24 protein-coding genes and 1 pseudogene are annotated in these 25,858 nt (G+C 71.4%); 18 read left to right on the top strand and 7 right to left on the bottom strand.

Going from position 1 to position 25,858, the window contains the following annotated elements:
• Positions 1 to 2 precede the first annotated feature (2 nt).
• The 3 genes from RBH18_RS02770 (at position 3) to RBH18_RS02780 (ending at position 3,893) form a co-directional block, all read left to right on the top strand.
• Positions 3 to 1,883, top strand: a complete 1,881-nt coding sequence (locus RBH18_RS02770; RefSeq protein ID WP_306204250.1) for a fumarate reductase/succinate dehydrogenase flavoprotein subunit — start codon at positions 3 to 5, stop codon at positions 1,881 to 1,883.
• A complete protein-coding gene (locus RBH18_RS02775) occupies positions 1,880 to 2,950 on the top strand; it encodes a succinate dehydrogenase/fumarate reductase iron-sulfur subunit (RefSeq protein ID WP_306204253.1) in 1,071 nt (356 codons plus the stop codon). Before RBH18_RS02770 ends, RBH18_RS02775 begins: the two co-directional genes overlap by 4 nt.
• Before the next feature lie 235 nt (positions 2,951 to 3,185).
• Complete coding sequence (locus tag RBH18_RS02780) at positions 3,186 to 3,893, top strand: alpha-ketoglutarate-dependent dioxygenase AlkB (RefSeq protein ID WP_372338848.1); 708 nt, start codon at positions 3,186 to 3,188, stop codon at positions 3,891 to 3,893.
• A gap of 378 nt (positions 3,894 to 4,271) precedes the next feature.
• On the opposite strand, the gene RBH18_RS02785 is transcribed toward RBH18_RS02780, so the two are convergent.
• Positions 4,272 to 6,215, bottom strand: coding sequence for a hypothetical protein (locus RBH18_RS02785; protein WP_306204254.1), 1,944 nt, complete (start codon positions 6,213 to 6,215; stop codon positions 4,272 to 4,274).
• 180 nt (positions 6,216 to 6,395) lie between these two features.
• Between RBH18_RS02785 and RBH18_RS02790 the strand changes: the two genes are divergently transcribed.
• The 10 genes from RBH18_RS02790 to RBH18_RS02835 are packed head-to-tail and all read left to right on the top strand — an operon-like array spanning position 6,396 to position 15,220.
• Entirely contained in the window at positions 6,396 to 7,067 is a 672-nt protein-coding gene (locus RBH18_RS02790; RefSeq protein WP_306204256.1) for an ABC transporter ATP-binding protein, read from the top strand.
• Positions 7,064 to 7,762, top strand: a complete 699-nt coding sequence (locus RBH18_RS02795; RefSeq protein ID WP_306204333.1) for an ABC transporter ATP-binding protein — start codon at positions 7,064 to 7,066, stop codon at positions 7,760 to 7,762. Before RBH18_RS02790 ends, RBH18_RS02795 begins: the two co-directional genes overlap by 4 nt.
• Entirely contained in the window at positions 7,763 to 8,641 is an 879-nt protein-coding gene (locus RBH18_RS02800) for a branched-chain amino acid ABC transporter permease (RefSeq protein ID WP_306204257.1), read from the top strand.
• Positions 8,638 to 9,615: a branched-chain amino acid ABC transporter permease gene (locus RBH18_RS02805; protein WP_306204259.1), complete on the top strand. Its 978-nt coding sequence runs from the start codon at positions 8,638 to 8,640 to the stop codon at positions 9,613 to 9,615. Before RBH18_RS02800 ends, RBH18_RS02805 begins: the two co-directional genes overlap by 4 nt.
• Positions 9,612 to 10,868 (top strand): ABC transporter substrate-binding protein, encoded by a 1,257-nt coding sequence (locus RBH18_RS02810; RefSeq protein ID WP_306204260.1) that lies wholly within the window; start codon positions 9,612 to 9,614, stop codon positions 10,866 to 10,868. Before RBH18_RS02805 ends, RBH18_RS02810 begins: the two co-directional genes overlap by 4 nt.
• Positions 10,869 to 10,913: 45 nt before the next feature.
• On the top strand, positions 10,914 to 11,669 hold the full coding sequence (locus RBH18_RS02815) for an SDR family oxidoreductase (protein WP_306204261.1): 756 nt from the start codon (positions 10,914 to 10,916) through the stop codon (positions 11,667 to 11,669).
• Positions 11,666 to 12,430 carry an SDR family oxidoreductase gene (locus tag RBH18_RS02820; RefSeq protein WP_306204262.1) on the top strand — a complete coding sequence of 255 codons (765 nt, stop codon included), beginning with the start codon at positions 11,666 to 11,668 and terminating at the stop codon, positions 12,428 to 12,430. Before RBH18_RS02815 ends, RBH18_RS02820 begins: the two co-directional genes overlap by 4 nt.
• The gene (locus RBH18_RS02825) at positions 12,427 to 13,416 is read left to right on the top strand and encodes a phosphotransferase family protein (protein WP_306204263.1); all 990 of its coding nucleotides are present in this window, start codon (positions 12,427 to 12,429) and stop codon (positions 13,414 to 13,416) included. The genes RBH18_RS02820 and RBH18_RS02825 overlap by 4 nt, the downstream gene beginning before the upstream one ends.
• Complete coding sequence (locus RBH18_RS02830; protein ID WP_306204264.1) at positions 13,416 to 14,621, top strand: acyl-CoA dehydrogenase family protein; 1,206 nt, start codon at positions 13,416 to 13,418, stop codon at positions 14,619 to 14,621. Before RBH18_RS02825 ends, RBH18_RS02830 begins: the two co-directional genes overlap by 1 nt.
• Positions 14,621 to 15,220 carry a TetR/AcrR family transcriptional regulator gene (locus RBH18_RS02835; protein WP_306204265.1) on the top strand — a complete coding sequence of 200 codons (600 nt, stop codon included), beginning with the start codon at positions 14,621 to 14,623 and terminating at the stop codon, positions 15,218 to 15,220. Before RBH18_RS02830 ends, RBH18_RS02835 begins: the two co-directional genes overlap by 1 nt.
• Positions 15,221 to 15,415: 195 nt before the next feature.
• Here the strand turns inward: RBH18_RS02835 and RBH18_RS02840 are convergent, their stop codons facing one another.
• Positions 15,416 to 15,874, bottom strand: a complete 459-nt coding sequence (locus RBH18_RS02840; RefSeq protein ID WP_306204266.1) for a lamin tail domain-containing protein — start codon at positions 15,872 to 15,874, stop codon at positions 15,416 to 15,418.
• Between the two features lie 273 nt (positions 15,875 to 16,147).
• On the opposite strand from RBH18_RS02840, the gene RBH18_RS02845 reads away from it, so the two are divergent.
• The 4 genes from RBH18_RS02845 to RBH18_RS02860 all read left to right on the top strand — a co-directional run bounded on the left by RBH18_RS02845 (position 16,148) and on the right by RBH18_RS02860 (position 20,497).
• Entirely contained in the window at positions 16,148 to 17,779 is a 1,632-nt protein-coding gene (locus tag RBH18_RS02845; RefSeq protein WP_306204267.1) for a G5 domain-containing protein, read from the top strand.
• Positions 17,780 to 17,847: 68 nt separating this feature from the next.
• Positions 17,848 to 18,699: a methyltransferase domain-containing protein gene (locus RBH18_RS02850; RefSeq protein ID WP_306204268.1), complete on the top strand. Its 852-nt coding sequence runs from the start codon at positions 17,848 to 17,850 to the stop codon at positions 18,697 to 18,699.
• 239 nt (positions 18,700 to 18,938) lie between these two features.
• The gene (locus RBH18_RS02855; RefSeq protein ID WP_306204269.1) at positions 18,939 to 19,751 is read left to right on the top strand and encodes a nucleotidyltransferase domain-containing protein; all 813 of its coding nucleotides are present in this window, start codon (positions 18,939 to 18,941) and stop codon (positions 19,749 to 19,751) included.
• Entirely contained in the window at positions 19,748 to 20,497 is a 750-nt protein-coding gene (locus RBH18_RS02860; protein WP_306204270.1) for a Type 1 glutamine amidotransferase-like domain-containing protein, read from the top strand. Before RBH18_RS02855 ends, RBH18_RS02860 begins: the two co-directional genes overlap by 4 nt.
• On the opposite strand, the pseudogene RBH18_RS02865 reads toward RBH18_RS02860, so the two are convergent.
• The 3 genes and pseudogenes from RBH18_RS02865 to RBH18_RS02875 all read right to left on the bottom strand — a co-directional run.
• Positions 20,487 to 21,767 (bottom strand): annotated as a pseudogene (locus RBH18_RS02865) (ThuA domain-containing protein); the annotation flags it as partial. The gene RBH18_RS02860 and the pseudogene RBH18_RS02865 sit on opposite strands and share 11 nt — an antisense overlap.
• A 75-nt stretch (positions 21,768 to 21,842) precedes the next feature.
• Positions 21,843 to 22,205, bottom strand: coding sequence for a PH domain-containing protein (locus tag RBH18_RS02870; protein ID WP_306204271.1), 363 nt, complete (start codon positions 22,203 to 22,205; stop codon positions 21,843 to 21,845).
• A gap of 11 nt (positions 22,206 to 22,216) precedes the next feature.
• Positions 22,217 to 22,528 carry a 4a-hydroxytetrahydrobiopterin dehydratase gene (locus RBH18_RS02875; RefSeq protein ID WP_306204334.1) on the bottom strand — a complete coding sequence of 104 codons (312 nt, stop codon included), beginning with the start codon at positions 22,526 to 22,528 and terminating at the stop codon, positions 22,217 to 22,219.
• Between the two features lie 228 nt (positions 22,529 to 22,756).
• Between RBH18_RS02875 and RBH18_RS02880 the strand changes: the two genes are divergently transcribed.
• Positions 22,757 to 23,161, top strand: coding sequence for a (deoxy)nucleoside triphosphate pyrophosphohydrolase (locus RBH18_RS02880; RefSeq protein WP_306204272.1), 405 nt, complete (start codon positions 22,757 to 22,759; stop codon positions 23,159 to 23,161).
• On the opposite strand, the gene RBH18_RS02885 is transcribed toward RBH18_RS02880, so the two are convergent.
• The gene (locus tag RBH18_RS02885; protein WP_306204273.1) at positions 23,126 to 24,664 is read right to left on the bottom strand and encodes a long-chain-fatty-acid--CoA ligase; all 1,539 of its coding nucleotides are present in this window, start codon (positions 24,662 to 24,664) and stop codon (positions 23,126 to 23,128) included. The two genes, RBH18_RS02880 and RBH18_RS02885, sit on opposite strands and share 36 nt — an antisense overlap.
• The gene (locus tag RBH18_RS02890; RefSeq protein ID WP_306204274.1) at positions 24,661 to 25,833 is read right to left on the bottom strand and encodes an acyl-CoA dehydrogenase family protein; all 1,173 of its coding nucleotides are present in this window, start codon (positions 25,831 to 25,833) and stop codon (positions 24,661 to 24,663) included. The genes RBH18_RS02885 and RBH18_RS02890 overlap by 4 nt, the downstream gene beginning before the upstream one ends.
• Positions 25,834 to 25,858 lie beyond the last annotated feature (25 nt).

Consider the following 25,858-nt stretch of genomic DNA (forward strand, 5'->3'; position numbering starts at 1 on the left):
ACATGACGGAACGGGTGGAAAGGCACCTCTACGACGTCGTGGTCATCGGCGCGGGCGGCGCCGGGCTGCGGGCGGCGATCGAGGCGCGGCTCGCGGGGAAGCGTACGGCGATCATCTCGAAGTCCTTGTTCGGCAAGGCCCACACGGTCATGGCCGAGGGCGGGGCGGCCGCGGCCATGGGCAACGCGAACAGTCGCGACAACTGGATGGTGCACTTCCGCGACACCATGCGCGGCGGCAAGTTCCTGAACAACTATCGGATGGCGGAATTGCACGCCAAGGAGGCTCCCGAGCGCATCTGGGAGCTGGAGACGTACGGCGCCCTCTTCGACCGCACGAAGGACGGCAAGATCTCGCAGCGCAACTTCGGCGGCCACGAGTATCCGCGGCTCGCGCACGTCGGGGACCGTACCGGGCTCGAGATGATCCGGACCCTGCAGCAGAAGATCGTGTCCCTGCAGCAGGAGGACCACGCCGAGACCGGTGACTACGAGTCGCGGATCCGGGTGTTCGCGGAGACGACGATCACCGAGCTGGTGCTGAGCGGCGACAGGATCGCCGGGGCGTTCGGCTACTACCGCGAGTCGGGACAGTTCCTGCTGCTCGAGGCGCCGGCGGTGGTGCTGGCGACGGGCGGCGTCGGGCGCTCGTACAAGGTGACGTCGAACTCCTGGGAGTACACCGGCGACGGCCACGCCCTCGCGCTGCGGGCCGGGGCGACGCTGATCAACATGGAGTTCCTGCAGTTCCATCCGACCGGCATGGTCTGGCCGCCGTCCGTCAAGGGGATCCTCGTCACCGAGTCGGTCCGCGGCGACGGCGGCGTGCTGCGCAACTCCGAGGGCAAGCGCTTCATGTTCGAGTACGTCCCCGACGTGTTCCGCAAGCAGTACGCGGACACCGAGGAGGAGGCCGACCGCTGGTACGCCGACCCCGACGCCAACCGGCGCCCGCCCGAGCTGCTGCCCCGCGACGAGGTCGCGCGCGCCATCAACAGCGAGGTCAAGGCGGGCCGGGGCACCAAGTCGGGCGGGGTGTTCCTCGATGTCTCCACCCGGATGCCCGCCGAGCAGATCGTGCGGCGGCTGCCGTCGATGCACCACCAGTTCAAGGAGCTGGCCGACGTCGACATCACCAAGGAACCCATGGAGGTCGGGCCGACCTGCCACTACGTGATGGGCGGCGTCGAGGTCGACCCCGACACCACGGCCGCCCTGGGTACGGTGCAGGGCCTCTTCGCCGCGGGCGAGGTCTCCGGCGGGATGCACGGCTCGAACCGGCTGGGCGGCAACTCGCTCTCGGACCTGCTCGTGTTCGGCAAACGGGCGGGTGAGCACGCGGCCGCGTACGTGTCGGGGCTCGACAGCCGCCCGAAGCTCCGGCCCGCCGACGTGGAGGCCGCGACGGAGACAGCGCTGGCGCCGTTGTCGCGCGAGGGCGGCGAGAACCCGTACACCCTGCAGCAGGATCTTCAGGCCGTGATGGGTGACCTGGTCGGGATCATCCGGCGCGAGGCCGAGCTGACCGACGCGCTGAAGCGGCTGCAGGAGCTCAAGCAGCGCGTCGCGAACGTCGGCGCCCCCGGCGGCCGCCGTTACAACCCGGCCTGGCACCTCGCGCTCGACCTGCGCAACATGCTGGTGGTCTCCGAGTGCACGGCCCGGGCGGCGCTCGAGCGCGAGGAGTCCCGCGGCGGCCACACGCGCGAGGACTTCCCGAGGATGAGCCCCGAGTGGCGGCAGGTCAACCTGGTCTGCTCGCTCGACGAGGCGGGCGACGTGCACCTCGATCGCAAGGCCCTCCCGACCATGCCGCCGGAGCTCTTCGAGCTGTTCGACCGGGCCGAACTGAGCAAGTACATGACCGATCAGGAGCTGTCATGAACCGTCACTTCCGGGTCTGGCGCGGGGACGAGAGCGGCGGCGAAATCCGCGACTACGACGTCGAGGTCAACGACGGCGAGGTCGTGCTCGACGTCATCCACCGGCTGCAGGCGACCCAGACTCCCGACCTCGCGTGCCGCTGGAACTGCAAGGCGGGCAAGTGCGGCTCGTGCTCGATGGAGATCAACGGCAAGCCGCGGCTGGGGTGCATGACGCGCATGTCGACCTTCGGCGACGACGAGACGGTGACGATCACGCCGCTGCGCACGTTCCCGGTGATCCGGGACCTCGTGACGGATGTCTCCTTCAACTATGCCAAGGCCCGCGAGACCCCGGCCTTCGCGCCGCCGGACCTGCCGCCGGGTGCGTACCGGATGCAGCAGGTGGACGTCGAGCGCTCGCAGGAGTTCCGCAAGTGCATCGAGTGCTATCTCTGCCAGAACACCTGCCATGTCGTACGGGACCACGAGGAGAACAAGGCGGCCTTCAGCGGCCCGCGCTACTTCATCCGCGCCGCCGAGCTCGACATGCACCCGCTCGACACCCGTGCGGACCGCAAGGAGTACGCGCAGGCCGCGCAGGGCCTGGGCTACTGCAACATCACCAAATGTTGTACGGAGGTCTGTCCCGAACACATCAAGATCACTGACAACGCGATCATCCCGATGAAGGAACGCGTCGTCGACAAGCGCTACGACCCCCTGGTCTGGCTGGGGCGCAAGATCCTACGCCGCGACCAGGTGCCCGGGGCCACGCCGGCGCCCGTGGGCGAGGGCGGCATCCCGCTTCGCGGCGCGAACGGCAAGCCGCCCGCCTTCTCGCCCGCTCCCGCGCCCGCCGGGGATCCGATGGCGCCCAGCTCCACGGCCGGCGTGACGGACGTCGCCTCCGGCCTGGGCGACGGTCACGCGCGCCTGCCCGAGGCTCCCGCGGTCGGCGACGACGGCCGCCTGGACGTCGCGGAGTTGCTGGCCACGAACGCGGGCGGGCCGTCGCCCTTCGGCGACGACGTCCAGTTCCCGCTGCCGAAGGTCACCTACCGGCCGCCGGAGCCGGACAAGGACTGATTCGCACACGCGTTCTAACCGGAGTAATGTGGCGGCCGTGAGCAGCTATCAGCCGTCGATGCTCGACATGATGGGTGGCGCCGGGGCCACGCTGGAGCCCCTGCCCGGCCGCCTCGTGCGCCACCACCTGAGCGCGGGTGCGTGGGTCGACGTCCTGCCCGGCTTCGTCCAGAGCTCCGACGCGGTCTTCGACACGCTGCTCCACGACGTCGACTGGCGAGCCGAGCGCCGGGCCATGTATGACGGCGTGGTCGACGTGCCGCGCCTGCTCCGGTGGTTCGGCCGGGGCGAGCCCCTGCCCCACCCGTTGCTCACCGAGGCCCGCGACCGCCTCACCGCCTATTACGCGGCCGAGCTGGGCGAGCCCTTCGTCACCGCCGGCATGTGCCTCTACCGCGACGGCCGCGACTCCGTCGCCTGGCACGGCGACACCCTGGGCCGCTCCTCCCGCGAGGACACCATGGTCGCCATCGTCTCCTTCGGCTCCCCCCGCAACCTCATGCTCCGCCCCCGCGCGGGCGTCGCCCCTCCCGGCCCCGGCACCACCGCGACAGCCCGCGCCACCGAAGCCGCGCGCGCCGCCCACGCCCCCGCCGAGGGCCGCCGCCTCGGGGCCGAGCCCACCCACGCCGCCGGGGCCGCCCGCGCTGCCGGGGCCGCCCGCGCCTACGCTGAGGGCCGCCGCTCCGGAGCCGGGCCGGGCGAAGCTGCCCGCGCCGCCGAGGCCGCCCGCGCCGACCGTGAGGGCCGCCGCTCCGGAGCGCGCGTCGCCGAGGCGGCGCCGGTCGGTGCCGGCGGGACGCTTCGCTTCCCCCAGGGCCACGGCGACCTCATCGTCATGGGCGGCTCCTGCCAGCGCACCTGGGAGCACGCCATCCCCAAGACCGCCAAGCCGGTCGGCCCCCGCGTCAGCGTCCAGTTCCGCCCCATCAACGTCGCCTGAAACCCCGCCGGACGCCTGGGCCGAGCTCCGGCCCGGCCGCACCCATCAGCGACCGGGTCACGCACGCGACGCCAGCTTGCTTCGATCCCGGCGCAAGCCCTCCGCCGGCCGGATCCTGTGCTCCCGCGCGCGTCGTCCATGCCGACCGTCCCACACCCCAGCGCCAGCCACGCAAGCCATCCGAGCCGCCGAGCGGGCCGGGCACCATCCGGACGTCAACCTGCGCCATACCCATGCGTGACCGAGCGCGACATTGAGTTGGCGCGGATATTCACCGTCAGCGACGCGCAGGCGCCGTCGGTCCGGGTGCTGGAGGACCGGACGGCAACAAGGTGTGCCTGGCACGGCAGCGACTAGCCTCGCCGCGGGCGGGCGCGGTCACTTGGTGAAGGTGAAGTAGCTCCACGCCCCGTACGTCGTGTAGTTCACCGTGTCGCCGGCCGTCGTGCCGCTGATGTAGGCCGAGCGGACCCGGTAGCGGACCCCGGTCGCATGCGTCCCGGTCAGCGTGTACGTCGAGTCGGCAGCCAGCACGGCACTGCGCCACGCCGTCCACTTGCCGCCCGTGTACGACTCGAAGAACAGCTTCTGCTTCCGGTTCGGGTAGTCGGACATGGCCGTGACGACGCGCGGGTTGACGGTCTTGCGGAAGGAGCCGCTCTTATAGGTGCCCACGAGGGTCGTCGAGATCGCGACCTTCGTGTTGGCGACCGCCTTGACCGTACGCGGGGCGTAGCGGGCGTCCCCGGTGAACACGGCCGACACCGTCGTCGTGCGGCGCAGGGCGAGCGAGGCCGTCACGTTGCCCTTGCTGTCGGCGGTCGCGCGGCGCAGCAGCTTGTTCGGCTGGTCGGCGCCGTACGGGTCGGCCCAGATCTCGACGACCCTGTTCTTGTACGTGGCACCCAGGTGCGCCGTGAACGTGGTCGTCGAGTTGTACGCGTGCACGACCCCGTTGCCGCTGATCGTGACAGCGGGTGTCAGCCGGGACACCGCCACGGCACGAGCTGCCGTGGCCGGCTTGTGCAGGGCGTCACCGGCGTACGAGGCAATGTACGTCACGGTGCCACCGACCGCCGGCTTGTCGGACACGGTGAACGCCCCGCCGGCGCCGACGAGCACCGCCGGCAGCTTGACGCCCGCCGGGCTCTCCAGGTCCTTGCGCACCACGGTGACCGAGGTTCCCGCAGCCACGCCGCCGATCGTCCCCTTGAGCGTCAGCGCCGCCCCGCGAGCCGAGGTCGCCGGTCCGGTCAGCGTGAGCGTGGTGGCGGCGGCAGCCGGCGCGTCCAGCTCCCAGAACAGGTGCTCGCCGATCAGGTTTGACTCGATCACGAACGCCCGCGCCCCGCCTGGTTCCCAGGCGACGGTTCCGGGGCTGTACGGATAGCGGCCGGTGAGCGGGAAGCTCCACTGCTGGGAAGCGGTCACGGCGCCGGGCCGATAGAGCGAGGCCTGGCCCCAGCTGTCGGTGACCATTGTCCCGGCGCCCGCGATGCTGTCCACCCCGGCGAAGCCGCCCATGTTCACAGTTCCGGCGAGCGCGAGGCCCGGCACCGACCGGAAGGCCTTGCCCCCGGAGCCGCCGAGGAACAGCTGCTTGCCGTCGCCGGTGAAGGTGAGGGCGGCGTAGTTCGAGATGTCGTCGTCGTACTGGGACTTCCGCTCGACCTCGTGCTCGACGTCGCCGGACACGTCGTAGAGGACGAGGTCGCCCTCGGTCAGCGCCCGGCCGGTGACCGCCAGCAGGTTCGGGTCGGCCGGCGACACGGCGAGCAGCGAGTCCTGCGCGATGTCGCGCGGGTCGGTGTCGTGCACACGGACGGTGCCGTCGGACTCGAGCGAGCCCCAGTTGCCGTACCCGCCGTCCTGCCGGAAGCTGACCCAGATCTTGCCGCCGGCGGGTACCACAGCGGTGGGCGTCCGTGACTCCCCCAGCGGGTAGTGGCGCACGCCGAGCGTGGCGACGTCCACCACGGCCACCTCGTGATCACCGGTGGCATAGAGGGTGCCCCGGTCCGCCGACATCGTCAGGGCACCGGCACCCGGCACGCTGACGGCGGCGGAGCGGACGCCCGCGTAGGTCAGGGCGACGACCTGACCGGCGGCGGTGTCGCTGATCAGCACCCGGCGCCGCGGCGCGTCGACGACCATGTCGCCCGGTGACGACACCGTCGCGGCCGGCAGCGGGATGCCCGCCGACTCGGGCAGGGCGATGGGACCGTCGGCCGCCGAGGCGGAACCCGTGGCGAGACCCCAGGCGGCGAGGGAGCCGCCCAGCACGACGGCCGCCAGTCCGGCCCGGACAACTGTATTGCGCACCTGGCCACGATAGGCGCCGCCGGCGCCGGGATGATCATCCGATCGGACGATACGCGCCCGTACCGACGAGCACAGTCGGAAGTCGCACCACGTGTCGTCAATGTTTCGTGGCCATTGACTCTCCGTCTCAAGAATCTACACTCAGGCTGCAATTTCCAAAAAGGACATAGAGGGGTGCTGATGACCGCCCTCGCTCTGCACGACATCGGCGTCCGCTTCGGCGGCCTGACCGCGCTCGACGGAGTCACGCTGACGGTGCCCGAGGGGCGTACGGTCGGGGTGATCGGTCCCAACGGCGCCGGCAAGACCACGCTCTTCAACGTCGTCTGCGGCTTCGTGCGCCCCTCCGCGGGCCACCTCACCCTCGGCGGCGAGCGCTTCCGCCCCCGCCCGCACCGGCTGGCCCGGCTCGGCATCGCGCGCACGCTGCAGGGCGTCGGCCTCTTCCCCAGCCTCACCGTGCTGGAGAACGTGCAGATCGCCAACCCCGCCACGGCCGGAGCGGTGCTCGAGCGGTGCGGCGTCACGCAGCACCTGAACAGCAGACCCATGACCCTCCCGTACGCGGTCCGCAAGCGCGTCGCCCTCGCCCGCGCCCTGGCCGCCGAGCCGCGGCTGCTCCTGCTGGACGAGCCGGCGGGCGGCCTCGGCGCCGAGGAGATGGCCGGGCTCACCGCCTTGATCAAGGACCTGTCGTGCGGCGTCCTCCTCGTCGAGCACCACATGGACCTGGTGATGGCGGTCTGCGACGAGATCCTGGTCCTCGACTTCGGCAAGCCCATCGCGTACGGCACCCCCGACGAGATCCGCGCCGATCCCAAGGTCGCCGACGCCTATCTGGGGGAGGGCTGATGCTGCGCGTCGAGAAGCTGACGGCCGGCTACGGCGGCATCCCCGTGCTCGAGGACATCGATCTCGACGTGCGCGCCGGCTCGGTCGTCGCCGTGCTGGGCGCCAACGGGGCCGGCAAGACCACGCTGTTGCGTACCCTCTCGGGTCTGTTGCCCCTGCAAAAGGGCCGGATCGTCATCGACGGGCAGGACATGCGCGGGGTCCGCACCGAGGAGATGGTGCGCCGCGGCGTCGCGCACGTGCCCGAGGGCCGCGGCGTGGTGACCGAGCTGACCGTCGACGAGAACCTCCGGCTCGGCGGCCTCTGGCGCAGGGACCGGGCGGACGCCAAGCGCGCCCTCGACGAGGTCTACGAGCTCTTCGAGCCGCTCGCCCGGCGCCGCCGCTTCGCGGGTCACCAGCTCTCCGGCGGCGAGCGGCAGCTCCTCGCGCTCGGCCGGGCCCTGGTCGGGCGCCCGAAGCTGCTGCTGCTGGACGAGCCGTCGCTGGGGCTGGCGCCCCGGATCACCGCGCAGATCATGACGCTGCTCGCCGACCTGCGCGACCGTACGGGCCTGACCGTCCTCCTCGTCGAGCAGAACGTCCGCAGCGCGCTGGCCGTCGCCGACGAGGCCGTGGTCCTGGCCGTGGGCCGCGTCGTCAGCCGGGGCACCGCGCTGGACGACGACCTCCGACACGCATACCTGGGGTTCTGAGTGGACCGATTCGTGTACCTCACCTTCGACGGCCTGAGCCGCGGCGCCGTCTTCGCCGCCTTCGCCCTGGCGCTGGTGCTCATCTGGCGCGCCACCCGCATCGTCAACTTCGCGCAGGGCGCCATGGCCGTCGCCACCGCGTACGCCGGCTTCTCGGTCTCGTCGGCCACCGGCTCGTACTGGCTGGGCTTCGCCGTCGCGATCGTCGCCGGCATCGCGCTGGGCGCGGTCACCGAGCGGGTGGTGATGCGGTTCGTCGACCACTCCAGCCACCTCAACGGCGTGGTCGTGGCGCTCGGGCTGGTGCTGGTCATCCAGGGCGTGCTCGGCATGGTCTACGGCAACGAGTACAGGCCGGCCCCGGCGCCGTTCAGCCGCGAGGCGTTCACGGCCGGCGGCGTGGCGTTGCTGTCGCGCTTCGACCTGTTCGTCTTCGCGGCGGTGGGCACGGTGGGCGTGCTGCTCGCGCTTCTCTTCACCCGTACGGCCGTGGGCCTGCGCATGCGTGCCGCCGCCTTCGCCCCGGACGTCTCCCGGCTGCTCGGCGTGCACGTCGGCGGCATGCTGACCCTGGGCTGGGCGCTCGCGGCGGGCGTGGGATCGCTGGCCGGGATGCTCGTCCTCCCCACCGAGCTGGGCCTGCATCCGAACGCGATGGACGTCGTCTTCGTGAGCGCCTTCACCGCGGCGGTGGTCGGCGGCCTCGACAGCGCCCCGGGCTCGGTCGCGGGCGGGCTGGTCGTGGGGCTGCTCGTCTCCTACGTCAGCGGCTACCTCGGCGCCACGGTCGCGCCCGTCGCCGTCCTGGTCCTGCTGGTCGTGGTCCTGCTCGGGCGCCCGGGCGGCCTGTTCTCGCGCGGAAGGGCCCGAACGGTATGAGCCTCGCCCTCCGGCTCACCCGGCCCCGGCAGGTGACGGGCGTGTGGGCCCTCGCCGGCGTCACGCTGATCCTCGTCCTCACCCTGATACTGCCGCCGTTCCGGACGTACCAGCTGGCCACGGTGGGTGCGTACCTGTGCGTGACGGCGGGGCTGACCGTGCTCACCGGACTCAACGGGCAACTGTCGCTCGGGCACGGCGCACTGATGGCCACCGGCGCGTACACCCTGGCCCTGTGCTGCAACGCGGGCTGGCCGCTCACGCTCGCCTTCGCCGCGGCGATCCTGCTCACCACCGCGGCGGGGGCGGTGATCGGGCTGGCGGCCGCCCGGCTGCGCGGCCCCTACCTGGCCGGCCTGACGCTCGCGGTGGCGGTGGTGGTGCCCGCGATCACCAGTACGTTCGACGACACGTTCAACAGCGATCAGGGCCTGCCCGTGGCGCTCGAGCCGCCGCCGGCGACTGTGACCGTCGAGCAGTGGCAGGCGTGGCTCAGCTGGGGCGGCGCCCTGATCACGATGCTGGCGCTGACCGTGGTGGTCCGGGGGCGCTTCGGGCGGGAGCTGCGCGCGGTCCGCGACGACGAGACGGCCGCCCGGCTGGCGGGCGTGAGCGTCGCCCGTACGCAGGTCCTGGCGTTCGTGATCAGCGCGGCCTGCGCCGGGCTCGGCGGCGCGCTGTTCGCCGTGCTCTCGCAGAGCGTGTCACCCGGCGCCTTCCCGCTCTCCCTGTCGCTCTTCCTGGTCATGGCCGTCGTGATCGGCGGGCTCGGCCGGCTCGCCGGGGCGGTGTGGGGCGCGGTGCTGCTCGTCGCGCTGCCCGCCCTGGCCCACTCGGTCACCGACGGCATCGAGGCGCAGCGGCTCGAGGGCAACCTCCCGCTGGCCCTCTTCGGCTTCGCCCTCATCGCGGTGATGCTCGCCGCCCCCGGCGGGATCGCCGCCCTCAGAATCCCTTGGAGGAGAAAAGCATGAAACGCCTCTGGCCCTTGCTTCTCGTCGCGACCCTCGCCGCCGCCTGCAGCGACAGTGGCGGCGGTGGCGGCACCGCGAGCACCCCGGGCGTCACCGGCAGCGAGATCCTCGTCGGTACGCACATGCCACTCACCGGCCCGGCCGCGGCCGGCTACTCGAAGATCGCGCCCGCCTCCAAGGCGTACTTCGACTTCGTCAACGCCGCGGGCGGCGTGCACGGCCGGAAGATCACCTACAAGATCATGGACGACACCTACAACCCCGCCACGACCCAGCAGGTGGTGCGCGAGCTGGTGCTGCAGGACAAGGTGTTCGCGATCCTCAACGGACTCGGCACGCCGACGCACACCGGGGTGCTCGACTTCCTCAAGACCAACCGGGTGCCGGACCTCTTCGTCGCCTCGGGCAGCCGCAGCTGGGACCAGCCGGACAAGTACCCGGGCACGTTCGGCTTCAACGTCGACTACACCGTCGAGGGCAAGATCCTCGGCACGTACATCAAGAACGAGCAGGCCGGCAAGAAGGTCTGCTTCCTCGGCCAGGACGACGACTTCGGCCGCGACGCCCTCGCCGGCTACGAGAAGATCCTCGGCCCGGTCGCCGCGAAGCAGAGCTACGTCACCAGCAACCCCAACGTCGGCCCGCAGATGGGCGCGCTCAAGCAGGCCGGCTGCCAGGTGGTCGCGCTGGCCACCGTGCCGGGCTTCACCGCGCTGAGCCTCGGCACCGCCGCGAAGATCGGGTTCAAGCCGCAGTTCGTCGTCTCCCAGGTCGGCGCCGATCTCACCACGCTGACCAAGCAGCTCGGGCCCGCGGCCGCGCTGACCGAGGGCCTCGTGTCGGCGAACTACCTGCCGCTGGCCACCGACACGGCCAACCCGTGGATCCAGCTCTTCAAGAAGGCGCACGACCAGTACAACGCCGGCGCCGAGTTCGACAACAACGTCGTCTACGGCATGTCGGTCGCCTATCTCTTCGTGCAGAGCCTGCAGGCCGCCGGCCAGGACCTGACCCGCGACGGCCTCGTCGGGGCGGTCGAGAAGGGCGGCTTCCAGGGCCCCGGACTGGTCCCGCTGCGCTTCTCCGCCGACGACCATTCCGGGTACGGCGGGGAGCAGCTGAGCCGGGTCCAGGGCGGAAAACAGGCGTACTTCGGCACGCCGTACGAGACTGATTCGGAGGACGGGCCCGTCAACGCGTACACGGCAGCGCCCGCCGCCCCGCCGGCGAACGGCGTTCCGGCGGCCTCTTGACAGGCCTGAAACGCTCAAGAAATCTTGCGTACCGATGGAGGCATGATGTCGCAGTTGTCCGGGGCCGTCGCCCTCGTGACCGGCGCGAGCCGGGGAATCGGCTTCGCCATCGCCCAGCGATTCGTCGCGGAGGGTGCACGCGTGTGCATCACGGGGCGTGACGCCGCGGCCCTGGAGACGGCCGTCAAGGACCTCGGCGGGCCCGAGGTGGCGATCGGCGTGCCCGGCAAGGGCGACGACGCCGATCATCGCGCGGCCGTGATCGACACCGTGCTCGGGGCGTTCGGGCCACTGTCGATCCTGGTCAACAACATCGGCATCAACCCGGCGTACGGGCCGCTCGCCTCGCTCGACCTCGGCGCCGCGCGCAAGATGCTCGACGTCAACGTGCTCGGCACGCTCGGCTGGGTGCAGGAGGGGCTGCGCGGCGGGCTGGCGGAGAACGGCGGCTCGATCGTGAACATCTCGTCGGTGTCCGGCGTGCGGCCCGCGCCGGGCATCGCCTTCTACGGCGTCACCAAGGCCGCGCTGATCCACCTGACCGAGGAGCTGGCGGTCGAGCTCGCCCCGGAGGTACGCGTCAACGCGGTGGCCCCCGCCGTCGTGAAGACCCGCTTCGCCACGGCGCTGTTCGAGGGGCGCGAGGAGCAGGTCGCCGCCACGTACCCGTTGAAGCGGCTGGGCGTACCGGAAGATGTCGCCGGAGCCGTCGCCTTCCTCAGCTCGCCCGACGCGGCCTGGATCACCGGCCAGACCATCGTGATCGACGGCGGCAGCACGCTGACCGGGAACATGGGATGAAGCGGGTCGTCGTGACGGGCGCGGGTGGCGGGATCGGCGCCGCCCTCGCCCGCCGGTTCGCCGCCGACGGTGCCCGCGTGATCGTCAACGACGTCGACAGTGCCGCGGCCGACGCGGTGGCCACCGACATCGGCGGGATCGCGGTGCCGGGCGACGCCGCGAACGAGGCCGACGTGCACCGCCTGGTCGAGACCGCGTGGTCGGAGCTGGGCGGCTGCGACCTGTTCTGCGCCAACGCCGGCATCCTGGCCGCGGGTGCGCCGGACGCGCCGGACGCCGAGTGGGAGCGGGCGTGGCAGGTCAACGTCATGTCCCACGTGTACGCGGCCCGCGCGCTCCTGCCCCGCTATCTGGGCGCCGGCCAGGGCCGCTTCCTCTTCACCGTCTCCGCCGCCGGCCTGCTGACCCTGCTCGGCAGCGCGCCCTACTCGGTCACCAAGCACGCCGCGCTGGCCTTCGCCGAGTGGCTGCGCGCCACCTACGCCCACCGGGGCATCACCGTGCAGGCGCTGTGCCCGCAGGGGGTCACCACGGCGATGCTGGCCAACGACGGCGAGAGCGCCAGCAAGGCCCTCCTGGCCCAGGGCGCCCTTTCCCCCGAAGCCGTCGCGGACGTGGTTCTCGAGGGCATCAAATCCGACAATTTCCTCATCCTGCCCCACCCCGAGGTTGCCGACTATTACCGGCTGCGCGCCACGGAGACCGACCGCTGGCTGGGCGGCATGAACAAGATCCAGCGCGCCTTCGAGGGTCTCGCGTGAAGGGCCTCGACCTCTCCTCGCTCCAGGCCTACCTCGGCACCGGCGAGCTGACCGCGACCATGTTCGCCGGGGGACGGTCCAATCTCACGTACGCGGTCACGGACGGCACCCACCGCTGGGTCCTGCGCCGGCCGCCCCTGGGCCACGTCCTGCCCACGGCCCACGACATGGCCCGCGAGCACAAGGTCCTCGACGCGCTGTCCCGGACGGGCTTCCCGGTGCCGCGTCCCGTCCGCCTGTGCACCGACCCGGACGTCATCGGCGCGCCCTTCTACCTCATGGACCACGTCGACGGCACGATCTACCGGGCCGTCGCCGACCTGGAGGCCCTGGGCCCGGACGCGCTGCACGACCTCGTCCTGTCCCTGGTGGACACGCTCGCCGACCTGCACGCGCTGGTGCCCGCGGAGATCGGGCTCGGCGACTTCGGACGGCCCGAGGGCTTCAACGAGCGCCAGGTCCGCCGCTGGAAGAAGCAGCTCGACGCCTCCCGCAGCCGCGAGCTGCCCGGCATCGAGGAGCTGCACGACCGCCTCGCCGCGGCCGTCCCCGCGGGCGGCCGCGGCACGGTGGTGCACGGCGACTACCGCCTCGACAACGTGCTGATCGGCGACAAGCTGCAGGTCAACGCCGTTCTCGACTGGGAGATGTCCACGCTCGGCGACCCGCTGTCCGACGTCGCCCTGATGCTGGTCTACACGCAGCGCCCCCTCCTGCAGCAGGGAGGCACCGCCCGCACGCCGGTCAGCGTCCCCGGCCACCCCTCGCAGGCCGAGATCGCCGAGCGCTACGCCCGGCGGTCCGGCCGGGACCTGTCCGCACTGAACTGGTACATCGCCTTCGCCGCGTTCAAGCTCGCCGTGATCCTCGAGGGCGTCCACTACCGCTTCGTCCACGGCCAGACGGTCGGCGAGGGCTTCGACACCGTCGGTGCGCTCGTGGCCCCGCTGGTCACGCAGGGACTCGCCCAGTTGGAGACGGCCTGATGGATTTCGCGTACGACGAGAAGACCGAGGACTACCGCAAGCGCCTCACCGCCTTCCTCGACAACCACGTGCTCCCCGCCGAGCAGGAGTTCCACGACACGTACGCGGGCGACTGGTCCCCGCCGCCGGTGCTGTCCCGCCTCCAGGCGCAGGCCCGGCTCGCCGGTCTCTGGAACCTCTTCCTGCCCGGCGAGCACGGCGCCGGGCTCACCAACCTGCAGTACGCGCCGCTGGCCGAGCTGACCGGCCGCAGCCCTGCCCTGGCCCCGGCCGCGCTCAACTGCGCCGCCCCGGACACCGGCAACATGGAGGTGCTCGCCGAGTTCGGCAGCCCCCGGCAGCAGGAGCGCTGGCTGCGGCCCCTGCTCGACGGCACGATCCGCTCCGCCTTCGCGATGACCGAGCCGGAGGTCGCCTCCTCCGACGCCACGAACATCGGCACCCGCATCGCCCGCGACGGCGACGACTACGTGATCACGGGCCGCAAGTTCTACATCACGGGCGCCATGAACCCGAACTGCCAGGTCTTCATCGTCATGGGCAAGACCGACCCGTCCGCCGCCCGCCACCTGCAACAGAGCATGATCCTGGTGCCCCGGCACACCCCCGGCGTCGAGGTGCGCCGCGGCATGACCGTGTTCGGCTACGACGACGGCGACCACGGCGGGCACGCCGAGGTGATCTTCGACGAGGTGCGCGTACCGGCGGCGAACCTGATCGGGGACGAGGGCTCGGGCTTCGCCATCTCCCAGGCCCGGCTCGGCCCCGGCCGCATCCACCACTGCATGCGGCTCATCGGCATGGCCGAGCGCGCGATCGAGCTCATGTGCAAGCGGGCCCTGACCCGCACGCCCTTCGGCAAGCCCCTCGCCGAGCAGGGCGTGGTCCAGGAGTGGATCGCCGACGCCCGCGTCCGCGTCGAACAGGCCCGGCTGCTCGTCCTCAAGGGCGCCTGGCTGATGGACACCGTCGGCAACAAGGGCGCCCACACCGAGATCCAGGCCATGAAGATCGTCGTCCCCGCCACCGTCGAGCACATCCTCGACAAGGCCATCCAGACGTACGGCGCCGCGGGCCTCGGTCAGGACACACCGCTCGCCCGGCTCTGGGCCGCCGCCCGTACGCTGCGACTGGCGGACGGTCCCGACGAAGTCCACAAGCGATCCCTCGCCCGCCGCGAACTCCGTCGACATGGAGGACAGTGATGCCGGCCGCCTCGCCCCGCCCGCCCCAGCGCATCGACGGCCGCACGGCCCGCTCCGAGCGCACCCGCGCGGCCATCGTCGAGGCCCACGTCGCCCTCATCCGCTCCGGCGATCTGCGACCGACCGCCGACCGCATCGCCAAACAGGCCGGCGTCTCCCTGCGCGCCCTGTGGAGCCACTTCGCCGACATGGAGGCCCTCTTCGCCGCCAGCGGCCAGCTCATCCTCGAGCAGCGCGACGCCGCCCACGAGCCGGTCCCGGCCGGCCTTCCGCTGCCCGAGCGCATCGCTGCCTACTGCCGCCAGCGGGCCCGGCTCCTCGAGGCCATCGCCCCGGCCGCCAAGGCCTCCTCCCTGAAGGAACCCTTCTCCGAGGCCCTCCAAAGCTACCGGCGCAACCACGTGCAGCGGGTTCGTGACGAGATCGCCGACCTCTTCAAGCCCGAACTCGGCGGCGACAAGCACCTCCTCGACGCCCTCACCGCCGCCAGCATGTGGCCCACCTGGGGCACGATGCGCGACGCGATGGGCCTCTCCCCCGCCGAGGCCGAAGCCGCCCTCACGCGGACGATCACCGCCCTCCTCGCCTCCCGCCCGTAACCCCGCACGCCCTCCCAACCGCCGCGCGGCCCAACCTCCCACCCATGCCCGCGCGGCCCTGTCCGCGCGTGCCCCTCCGCGCGTGCCTCTGCGGCGCCCCTGTCCGCGCGGCCCCTCCGCGCGCTCCTCTCCCTGAGCGGCCCGCCGGCCCCGGCAGCGCGGTGGCAACTGCCGGGGCTCTGCTACCGCAGGTGGTCAGCAGGCGACCCAGGTGCGATTCGTCTTGGACTTCCAGCTGCAGGTGTCGACCTGCTTGCCCGACGCGTTGCGCAGGTAAGCCGTGTCGCCGGTGTTGTTCCAGATGTAGTTGCCGCTGTTCCAGTAGCGGTTCTTCGTGGTGTTGGTGCCCTTGCCGGTGTGCAGCCAGACGCGGCCACCCTTGGCGGCGATGGACACCTTGCCGAACTTGTAGACCCGGCCGGACTTGTCCCGGACCGTGTAGCCGTTGAGGTTCACGGCCTTCGCGCCGGTGTTGACGAGCGAGATCCACTCGGCGTTGAGGCTGGCGTTGCTGCGGTTGTCGGAGCCCGGGGAGTCGTACTGGGCACCGTGGAACCGCAGAGTGGGCGTGGCGGCCGAGGCCGGAGTGCTGACGGCGAGCGTGCCGCCGAGGGCCAATGCTGCTGCCGCGAGGATGCTGACTGTTCTGCGCACCGGACCTCCTGGTGATCAATTGACGGGTGCGTTCCCGCCGCCTGGTTCTGACGGACAGCCGGGCGCGGGAAACGTGTTCGAGCATTCTCGAAGCGTGACGACGTGCCTCCGAAAACCGGCGCCCAGCGGGTCGGGTGGTGTCGCATACCCGTCGGTCGGCCCCACGGTCATCCGTTCGGGTGCGGTCCGGACAGTGGCGCTCGGCGCCGCGCACCCCACAATGCTTTAGTGCCAAACCAGACATCTAGCGATTCCTGGCAACATTGCCTCGAAATGCCGCGAAAGTCGTTCTGGGCCCGGCTTCCGTTCGGCGTCCGCATGACCACCGCCGGCCTCGGTGTCCTCGCCGTCGTGGCGGGCGCCGCAGGGGGCATCGCCGCCCTGACCGGCAAGAACGACCCCGATCGCCGCGCCGGTGACACGGCGATGACGGCGCCCCTGCAGATCCCGGGCGAACCCCGCACCGCCACCGGAGCCGCCGGTGCCGCAGCCGCAGGAGCCGCCGGCGCCGGAGTCGCCGGTCCCGGCGCTGCCGGTGCGGGAGCTGCCGGTGCCGGAACGTCAGGCGCCGGAGCGCCGGGGGCGGCGGCCGCCGGGGCAGCTGGCGCGCCCGGAAAGACGACCGGTCTCCCCGGCACGGCAACCGGCGACGATGCGACCGGCGACCGCGGCGTCCCGCAGCAGGCCGACCGCACAGCGACCCGCGCACCCCGCACGACCGGAGGCGCACCGGAGTCCCCGGCCGGAGCGGGCGCGACCACAGGCACCCGCACCGAACAGGTCACGGAGACGATCCCGTTCCGCACCAAGCTGGTGCGCGACCCGTCGCTCCCCCGCGGCACCAAGCGGGTCCAGAGCCAAGGTGTCCCCGGCGAACGGGTGCTGCGCTACGACGTCACGTACGTCGACGGCCGCGAGACCGGGCGACGCCTGACCGGGTCCACTGTCACCCGCGAGCCCCAGCCCCGGGTGATCGCCTACGGCAACAGCCGTTGGAACGGCGACCAGGGCGGCCGTGGAGACTTCGGCGGCCGCGGCCCGCACGGCGGCCGCGGCGATTTCGACGGCCGTGACGGCCGCGGCGGCCCCGGCGGCCCCGGCGGACCCGGCGGCCGTGACGGTCGCGGCTGGCGGGGCAACCACCCCGGCGAGGACCACCGCCCGGGCATCAACTCCCGGGCCGGCAACAACATCGGCATCGGCAATGGCCGCAGATTCGCCACCGACCAACGCCCGGCCGGCCGCGCCCGCTCCGGCACCAACTCCTGGCGCGGCAACGACCGAGCTTCCGCGGACGGCGGCTTCGGCGGACGCCAGGGCAGCCACCGGGCCGGCGGCTGGGCCGGAGGCTGCGGCCCGGGGGCGGAGTGCCGCCCCATCGGCCGCCACGCTGCTTGCAGCGACGAGAGCACCCCGGCCGAGGAAGAGCTGGTGGGTCGCAAGCTCGGGCTGCTGACCGACGACCAGCTGAACGCCATGCAGGTCACGCTCCCCTGCAACGCAGTCACGCAACTGCCAGGCAACAACAAGCCCGCCCCCGCACCCACCACCGCAGCCGCCGCCGGCACCAGCCCCGGCAAGCAGCAGCCCGGCAACAACAAACAGCAGCCGGGCAACAACAAGCAGCAGCCGACCGGCGACGCGGGCGCTCATCGGCCGGCCGGCAAGGGCAACGCGCAGGCGCCCGGCAGCAACGTCCGCCCCGGCGGCCGGGACATCAAGAACGGCATGCCCGGCAAGCACGGCGTGGACAGCAAGCCGGGAGCCGCGCCTGCCGCTCAGCCGGACGGGGCACCGAAGGCCGGTGACACCGGCGCAGCAAGCCTGATCCCGGGCGAAAGCGCTGCCGGCTCCAGCAGGAACGACGGCGAAGCGGCCGGCACGAGCGCGCCTGCGCCGCGATAGACGAAAGCCGGGCGGGCGCGCGGAAAACGGGTCGCTCCAGGCGGGCGGTGGGCGGAGACTGCGAACTCGTGGACCGATTCGAGGAGTTGTTGGACGAGGCCGCGGCCGTGCCGGTGGAGGGCTGGGATTTCTCCTGGTTCGCGGGGCGGGCGACCGAGGAACGGCCGGAGTGGGGTTATGCCCGGCTCATGGGGGCGGCCATGGCAAAGGCGACGGCCGCTCTGGATCTGCAGACCGGCGGCGGCGAGGTGCTCGCCGGGGTGCCAGTGCCGCCGCCGGTGCTGGTGGCCACCGAGTCGTGGCGGCCGAATGTGCCGATTGCGGCGCGGAATCTACGGGCGGCCGGCGGGGTCGTGGTCGAGGCGGCGGCGGGGCCCTGCCTCCCCTTCCGCGCGGGCTCGTTCGATCTGGTCGTCAGCCGGCATCCCGAGCACACCCCGTGGGACGAGGTGGCCCGGGTGCTGCGGCCGGGTGGCACCTTTCTCTCGCAGCAGATCGGCGCGGGCACGAATCGGGAGTTGTCCGAGGCGGTGCTCGGGCCGTTGCCTCCGCCCGACCGCAACAGTCCCGGGCAGCTGCGGGCGGCGGCCGAGGCCGCGGGGCTGCGGGTGCTGCAGGCGCGGCCGGCCCGGTTGCGGGTGGAGTTCTTCGACGTGGCTGCTGTTGCCTACTTCTTGCGCAAGGTGGTGTGGACGGTTCCCGGCTTCTCCATCGAGCGGCACCGGCCGCAGTTGCGTGCCATCCACGAGAGGATCCAGGCCGAGGGCAGCTTCGTCTCCCACTCCACCCGGGTCCTCATCGAGGCGGTCAAGCCCGGCAACAACGAGCGCGCAGCAACCGGCCACGACAGCAACAGCAACAGCAACGCCGGCAGCAACAGCAAACCTGACGGCAACAACACAAGCGAAGGCAACAACTGAATCTGGGCAACAACTCCCGCGAACGAAGTCCGGCAGCTGACGGGCAAGCATGGCGGGGACGGTGCGGCGGGGCGTGCCGGCGACGATGGCAACGGCCGCCTGCGGGTCGGCGTCGATTCCGGCGTGCGGGCCCACGCGCGGGCCACGCCCAAGCGCGGCGAGACGCTGCACGAGCATGGCGAGGGCAACACAGGCATCGGTAGCGACGAAGCAACAACGGCCCGGGAGGCTGGCCAGGCATGGTGACGGACGCACGACTGCACGAGATGGCCACCCACCTGGTCGAGATCCCGGGCGTGGAGGCCGTACTCCTCGGCGGCAGCCGCGCCCGCGGCACCCACACGCCCGAGTCCGACACCGACCTCGGCCTCTACTACCGCGAGCCCCTCGACCTCCCCGCGCTGGCGGCAGCGGCCCGGCACTTCGCCGGCCCCGGCGCGCAGATCACCGCGCCCGGCGAGTGGGGACCCTGGGTGGACGGCGGCGGCTGGCTCACGGTCGACGGCAGCGCCGTGGACTGGATCTACCGCGACATCGGCCGGGTCGAGCGGGCCTGGTCCGACGCCCGCGCCGGCCGCTACGAGTTCCACGCCCAGGCGGGCCACCCCCTGGGCGTGCCCGACTTCGCGTACGCCGGCGAAGTAGCCCTCGGCAAAGTCCTCGCCGACCGCACGACCACCGTGACCACCCTCCGCGACCAGGCGCAGACCTACCCGCCCGCCCTCCGGGAAGCCCTGGTCGCCGGCCTCTGGGAGGGCGACTTCCTCGTCCGCCTCGCCCGCAAGGCCCTGCCGCGCGCCGACACCAGCTACCTCGCGGGCTGCCTGTTCCGGCTGACCGGCGTGTGCGTGCACGCCCTGCACGGCGCCGCCGGCCGCTGGCTCGTCACCGAGAAGGGCGCGGTGGCCTCGGCCGCAGCGCTGCCCGGGGCGCCGCCCGCGCTGGCGGCACACGTGGACGCGTTGTTCGCGGCGCCGCCGGCCGAGGCGGTGGACATGGCTGCCGACCTGGTGCTGGCGACGGCCGACGCGTGCACGATGATGGGCCGGTGACCGCTGCTGAACCTACCATTCTTGCCACGAGCGCCGGTTTCACCGCCGGGGAGCACGGGCTGTTCGACCTGACGCCGGGGCCGATCCATCATCTGGCCGCGGAGTTGTCCGGCGCCGGGGAGACCGCCCGGTTCTGCATGCTGCACCAGGCGACCGGCGATCCGGAGATCCGGATCGGTTACACGTACGCGGCTTTCGCCAAGACCCGCTACCGTGCGTCGCATCTGCAGCTGTTCCCGATGCCCAATCACCGGGACATGCGCAAGTTCCTGCTGGCGCAGGACGTGATCTGGGTGGGCGGCGGCAGCGTGGCCAACCTGGTCGCGGTGTGGAAGGTGCACGGGCTCGACGAGATCCTGTACGAGGCGTGGCAGTCCGGCGTGGTGCTGGGCGGCGTGTCGGCGGGGTCGATCTGCTGGCATGCCGGGGGCAGCACGGACAGCTACGGCTACGACCTGCGCGCGTTCACGGGCGGGCTGGGCTGGCTGCCGTACAGCAACGGGGTGCACTACGACAGCGAGGCGCAGCGCCGTCCGAAGATGCACCAGTTCATCGCGGACGGCACGCTGCCCGACGGGTACGCGACCGACGACCACGCGGGGCTCGTCTACCGCGGCACCCGGATGGTGGAGGCGGTCGCCGACCGGGAGGGCCCGAGGGCGTACGAGCTGAAGCGGGCAGCGGACGGCACGGTGACCGAGACGCCGCTGCCCACCCGGGTGCTCAGCAGTCCGGGAGCTCCTTGATCCGCACGTGGCGGAAGGACACCTCGTCGTCGGTCCCGTGGTTCTGCAGGCCGATGTGACCCGCCAGCGACCGCGCGGGATCACGGGAGACGAAATCATTGATCAGTACGCCGTTGAGGTACACGCGCAGCCGTGACCCCTGCACCAGCAGCTCGTACGTGTTCCACTGCCCGGGCGGGTTGAGCGCCGCGTCCCGGGCCTTCGCGCGCGGCGCCTGGAACGTGTAGACCGAGCCGGTCGTGCGGTCGGCGGCGTCCGTGGCGTCGATCTGGATCTCGTAGCCCTTGTCGACCGCGGACCACGGGTCGTCGGACGGCGGGAAGCCGATGAACACGCCGGAGTTGTCGTCGCCGGCCATCTTCCAGTCGAGCTTGAGCGAGTAGTTCTCGAACTCGGCGGCGCTGTACCAGAGCAGCCCCATGCCGCCGGTCGACGTGAGCGTGGCGTCGGTGTTGGTGAAGCTGCCCGGTCCGGCCTGCGTCCAGCCGGTGGTGTCGCCGTCGTAGAGCGTCGTGTAGCCGTTCTCCGGCCGGCAGTCGGCGTTGACCAGCCCGGCCGCGTATTCGATGCCGCCGCGCAGGTGGGCCAGGAAGGCCGGGTCCGAGTACGACTCGGCGGTGTGGCCGCCGCCGGTGTAGAAGGACCGGCCGGGCCCGAGCGTCTTGCACCAGGCGTGCGGGTGGTCGGCGCCCATGACCCCGCCGGTGTACGTGCTCTCGTCCAGCGTGGCGAGGATGTGGGCCGTGGTGCGCGGGTTGGTGCGGTAGTCGTACCACTCGTCGGTGCGGTGCCAGCGTTGCGGGAGGTGCGCCGTGGCCGCGTGGGCCCGGTCCTCGAGCACGACGTCGGCTTCCTGGATGGCCGGGTGCTGCCGGAAGTACGCGCCGACGAGCCGGCCGTAGAAGGGCCACTCGTACTCGGTGTCGGCGGCGGCGTGGATGCCCGCGAAGCCGCCGCCGCGCCCGATGTAGCGCTCGAAGGCCTTCTGCTGGCTGTCGTTGAGCACGTCACCGGTGGTGCTGAGGAACACCACGGCGTCGTACTTGGCGAGGTTGCGGGTGGTGAAGGCGGCCGCGTCCTCGGTGGCGGTCACCTGGAAGCCGGGCAGCGCCCGGAGGGCCGCGACGCCGGCGGGGATGGAGTCGTGCCGGAAGCCGGCTGTCTTGGAGAAGACGAGGATCTGAGAAGGGTCGTCGGAGGCGTGGGCGGCGGCCGGCCCGGTGACGAGCGTGGCCGCCACGAGCAGGGCCGCCGCAGCGGCAGATCGCATTCTCATTTCGTACGTGTAACAGCCCAGCGACCACTTTCGATGGATGGCACCGAACTTTTGTCGTGGGCGAAAAAACTACGACGCGTAGTGCAAGATCACGTTGTGCACGTGGTGGGTCTTCTCCGAGCCCCGGAACTCGACCTCGTAGAGGTGCTGGCCGACCGTGATGGCGATCGTGCCGGTCGAAAAGTACTGCCCGGCGAAGCTCTTGTTGCTGACCACGCTCACGGCGCTGATCTTCGAGTAGGGGATGCTCGTGATCGCGAAGCGCTTCCCTGCGAACGACTTGTCCTGGATGATCACCCGGCGCGTGGTCAGCCCGATGAATCCGGTGCCGACGCCGACCGCGTCGTACACCGCGATGATCTGTTCGCCCTCGAGCAGGCCGGAGGCGATCTGCTCGTACTGGCCCTTGCTGTCGTACACCGGTGCCGTCATGGCAGCCAAGATTACTGAGGGCCGACAACCGTCCGGTACGCGTCCTCGATCCTCGCCGCGAGCGCGACCTCACCGTCCGTGATCGCCTCGCCGTCCGACGCGCCCAGCAGGATCTGCGTCTGGCCGTCCGTCCGGTTGATGCGCGGCCGCAGGTGCAGTGTGTCGGCCGCCACCTTGATTCGCTCCGTGAGTGCGGCATGCTGACTGTCGTCACATGCGAGCACGCGCTTGAGCTGAACGCCGTCCTGCGTCCAGCCGCCGAGCACCGCAATAGCGTCGCTCAGGTAATCGGAGCGCGTGGATCGTGTCTTCCAGCCGCGCATCGAGTGCACCTCCCGGGCGGTCGTTGCCGGCTTGTGGCCAAACTGTCGCCGTGTCGTCATGGTCGGTGCTTCACAGTCTTGTCTGCCACGTCAACGATGTCCACGCCCACATATCCGTGTTCTCGTGACGATCGGGACGTTCTCCTTCAACCTGTTCGGTTAAGTTTTGTGGCACGCTTGTCTGTCGTGCCCCATGGACAGCATGTCAGCGGCCGGACATCACCGAGAGTGATCGTTGCGGCGGTGATCGTCACCGATGGCCGCGTGCTGGCGTGCGAGCGGTCCGCCCCGCCCGAGGTCGCCGGTCGCTGGGAGTTCCCCGGCGGCAAGGTCGAGCCCGGCGAGACCGACGAGCAGGCCCTGGCCCGCGAGTGTCTCGAGGAGCTCGGCGTCCGGGTCGCGGTCGGCGCCCGGGTCGGTCCCGACGTGCCGCTGGCGCACGGCCGTGCCGTCCTGCGCGTCTTCGCGGTCGACCTGCTGGAGGGCGACGTGCCGCGCGCGCTCGAGCACACGGCCATGAGGTGGCTGGCCGTCGGCGAGCTGGACACGGTGCCGTGGCTGCCCGCCGACAAGCCCATCGTTGCCGAGCTGCCCGCCCTACTGGGGGCCGGCAGCGCCGATCGTCCGGCGTAGCTCGCGCTTGAGCACCTTGAAGCTCGGCCCCATCGGCAGCTGCTCCACGAAGCGCACCTGCCGCGGATACTTGTGCCGCCCGAGCCGCTCCTTCGACCACTCGATCAGCTCGTCGGCCGTGAGCTCGGCCCGGTCCTTCACCACGACCGCGCAGATCTCCTCGCCGTGCAGCTCGTCGGGCACCCCGATCACGGCCACCTGGACGACCGCGGGGTGCCGGGCCAGCACCTCCTCGATCTCGCGCGGATAGACGTTGAAGCCGCCCCGGATGACCAGGTCCTTCTTGCGGTCGACGATCGAGATGAAGCCGTCGGCGTCCTTGCGTCCCAGGTCACCGGTCCGGAACCAGCCGTCCACCAGCGCCTGCCCGGTGTCGGCCGGCCGGTTCAGATAGCCCGCGAACACGGCGTGGCCCCGGATCACCAGCTCGCCGAGCTCGCCCTGCGGCAGCAGCTCGATCCGCTCCTCGACCTCGGGGCGGGCGATCTCCACCTCCACGCCCCAGACCGGGTGCCCGACCGTGCCCGGGCGCACGCCGAACGACGGCTGGTTGGTGCTCGCCGTCGGCGAGGTCTCGGACAGCCCGTAGCCCTCGAAGATCTGCGCGTGGAAGATCTCGGTGAACTTCTCCAGCACGGCGACCGGGAGCGAGGCGCCGCCGGAGGAGCAGACCCGCAGCTCCGGCAGCTGCTCGGCCTTGGCGGCCGCCTCCAGCAGGGAGATGTACATGGTCGGTACGCCGTGGAAGATGGTCGCCTTCTCCCGGACCATGAGGTCGATGGCGGCCTCGCCGGTGAAGCGCGCCAGCAGGACGAGGGTCGCGCCCAGCCGGAAGGCCGCGTTCATGGCCACCGTCTGCCCGTACGTGTGGAACAGCGGCAGGCACCCCATCAGCACGTCGCCCGCGCGCACCTCGTTCGCGTCGAAGGCGTTGACCGTCGCGTTGAGCACCAGGTTGAGGTGGGTGAGCAGGGCGCCTTTCGGCTCCCCGGTGGTCCCGCTGGTGTAGAAGACGACCGCGACGTCCTCCGCTTCGCGTGACACGTACGACGGCAGGGGCGCGACCGACGCCGCGAGGTCCTCGAGCCGGGGCGTCGTGCTCTTCTCCGCGGGCCCGACACTCGCCAGTCGCACCCCGGCCTTGTGCGCCGCGGTGGTCGCCGTCTGCAGCTGGCTGGAGTGGGCGACGAGGACGTCGGTCCCGCTGTCGCGCAGGACGTACGCCATCTCCTCCGCGGTCAGCAGCAGGTGCACGGGCACGATCCGGGCGCCCACGGCGAGTGCCGCGTAGTAGACCCGGGGGAAGTCGGTGACGTTCGGGATGAGCACCGCGACCGTGTCGTCCGGGCCGACGCCGAGTTCGCGCAGGCCGGCCGCGTACGCCAGGGATTGCTGCCACAGCTCGGAGTAGGTCGTCCGCAGCGGCCCGTCGACGACCGCCACCTTGTCGGGGTATCGCCGCGCGCTCTCCGCGAGGATCGTGGCCAGCGACAGCATCGTCATGCGAGATGACCTCCGATCTTGGTGTACCCGCGCAGCAGGTCGCGCGAGATGATCAGCCGCTGCATCTCGTCGGTGCCCTCGTAGATGCGCATCAGCCGGACCTGCCGGTACCAGCGTTCGAGCGGCAGCTCACGGGTGTAGCCCATGCCGCCGTGGATCTGCAGCACCCGGTCGACCACGTTGTTGACCATGGCGGCGCCGTGCAGCTTGGCCATGGAGGAGGCGTGCCTCGGGTCCCCGCCCTGGTCGACGGTCCACGCGGCGCGCAGGATGAGCCAGCGGGCGGCCTCCAGCTCGACCTCCGAGTCGGCGATCATCCACTGGATGGCCTGGTTCTCGCCGATCTTGCGGCCGAAGGTCTCGCGCGTGTTGGCGTACTCGATCGCCATGCCCAGCGCCCGCTCGGCGATGCCGAGGGCCTGCGACGGGATCAGGTAGCGGCCCTTGCCGATCCACTTCATGCCGAGCTCGAAGCCCTGGCCGATCTCGCCGAGGATGTTGCGCGCCGGCACCCGGACGTCCTCGAAGATCAGCGACGCCGGGCCACCCTCGCCCATGGTCTGGATGAACTCGGAGCGCCAGCCCATCTCCCGGTCGACCAGGAACGCCGTGGTGCCGCCGCCGCGGACGCCCTTCTCCTTGTCGGTGACCGCGACGACGATGACGAAGTCCGCGTCGTTGCCGTTGGTGATGAACGTCTTCTCGCCGTTGAGCACCCAGTCGTCGCCGTCCTGCCGGGCGCTGAGCTTGATGTTCGCGGCGTCGGAGCCGGCGCCGGGCTCGGTGATCGCGAAGCAGGAGATCCGGTCGCCCTCGATCGTGGGGATCAGGAACTCCTGCTTCTGCTGGTCATTGGCGTAGTAGAGGATGTTGTCGGCGTCGCCGCCGAACTTGAACTGCACGAAGGTCCGGCCGATCTCGGTCCAGATCAGCGACTGCAGCACGGCCGGCAGGTTCATGCCGCCGTACTCCTCGGGGGTCGAGAGCCCCCAGAAGCCGAACTTCTTCGCCTTGAGCTGCAGCTCACGCAGCTCACTGCGGTCCAGTCCGGGCTGATGGGCCCGCTCCCGGCGCAGCGCTTCCTGCTCCAGGGGCATGACCTCGCGGGTGATGAACTGGCGGGCGGTGTCACGAACCGCGCGCTCCTCGTCGCTCAGGGAGAAGTCCACGTGATAAAACTAGCGGCGTAAGTTT

Source organism: Actinoplanes oryzae (assembly GCF_030757795.1).
Classification (GTDB): domain Bacteria; phylum Actinomycetota; class Actinomycetes; order Mycobacteriales; family Micromonosporaceae; genus Actinoplanes.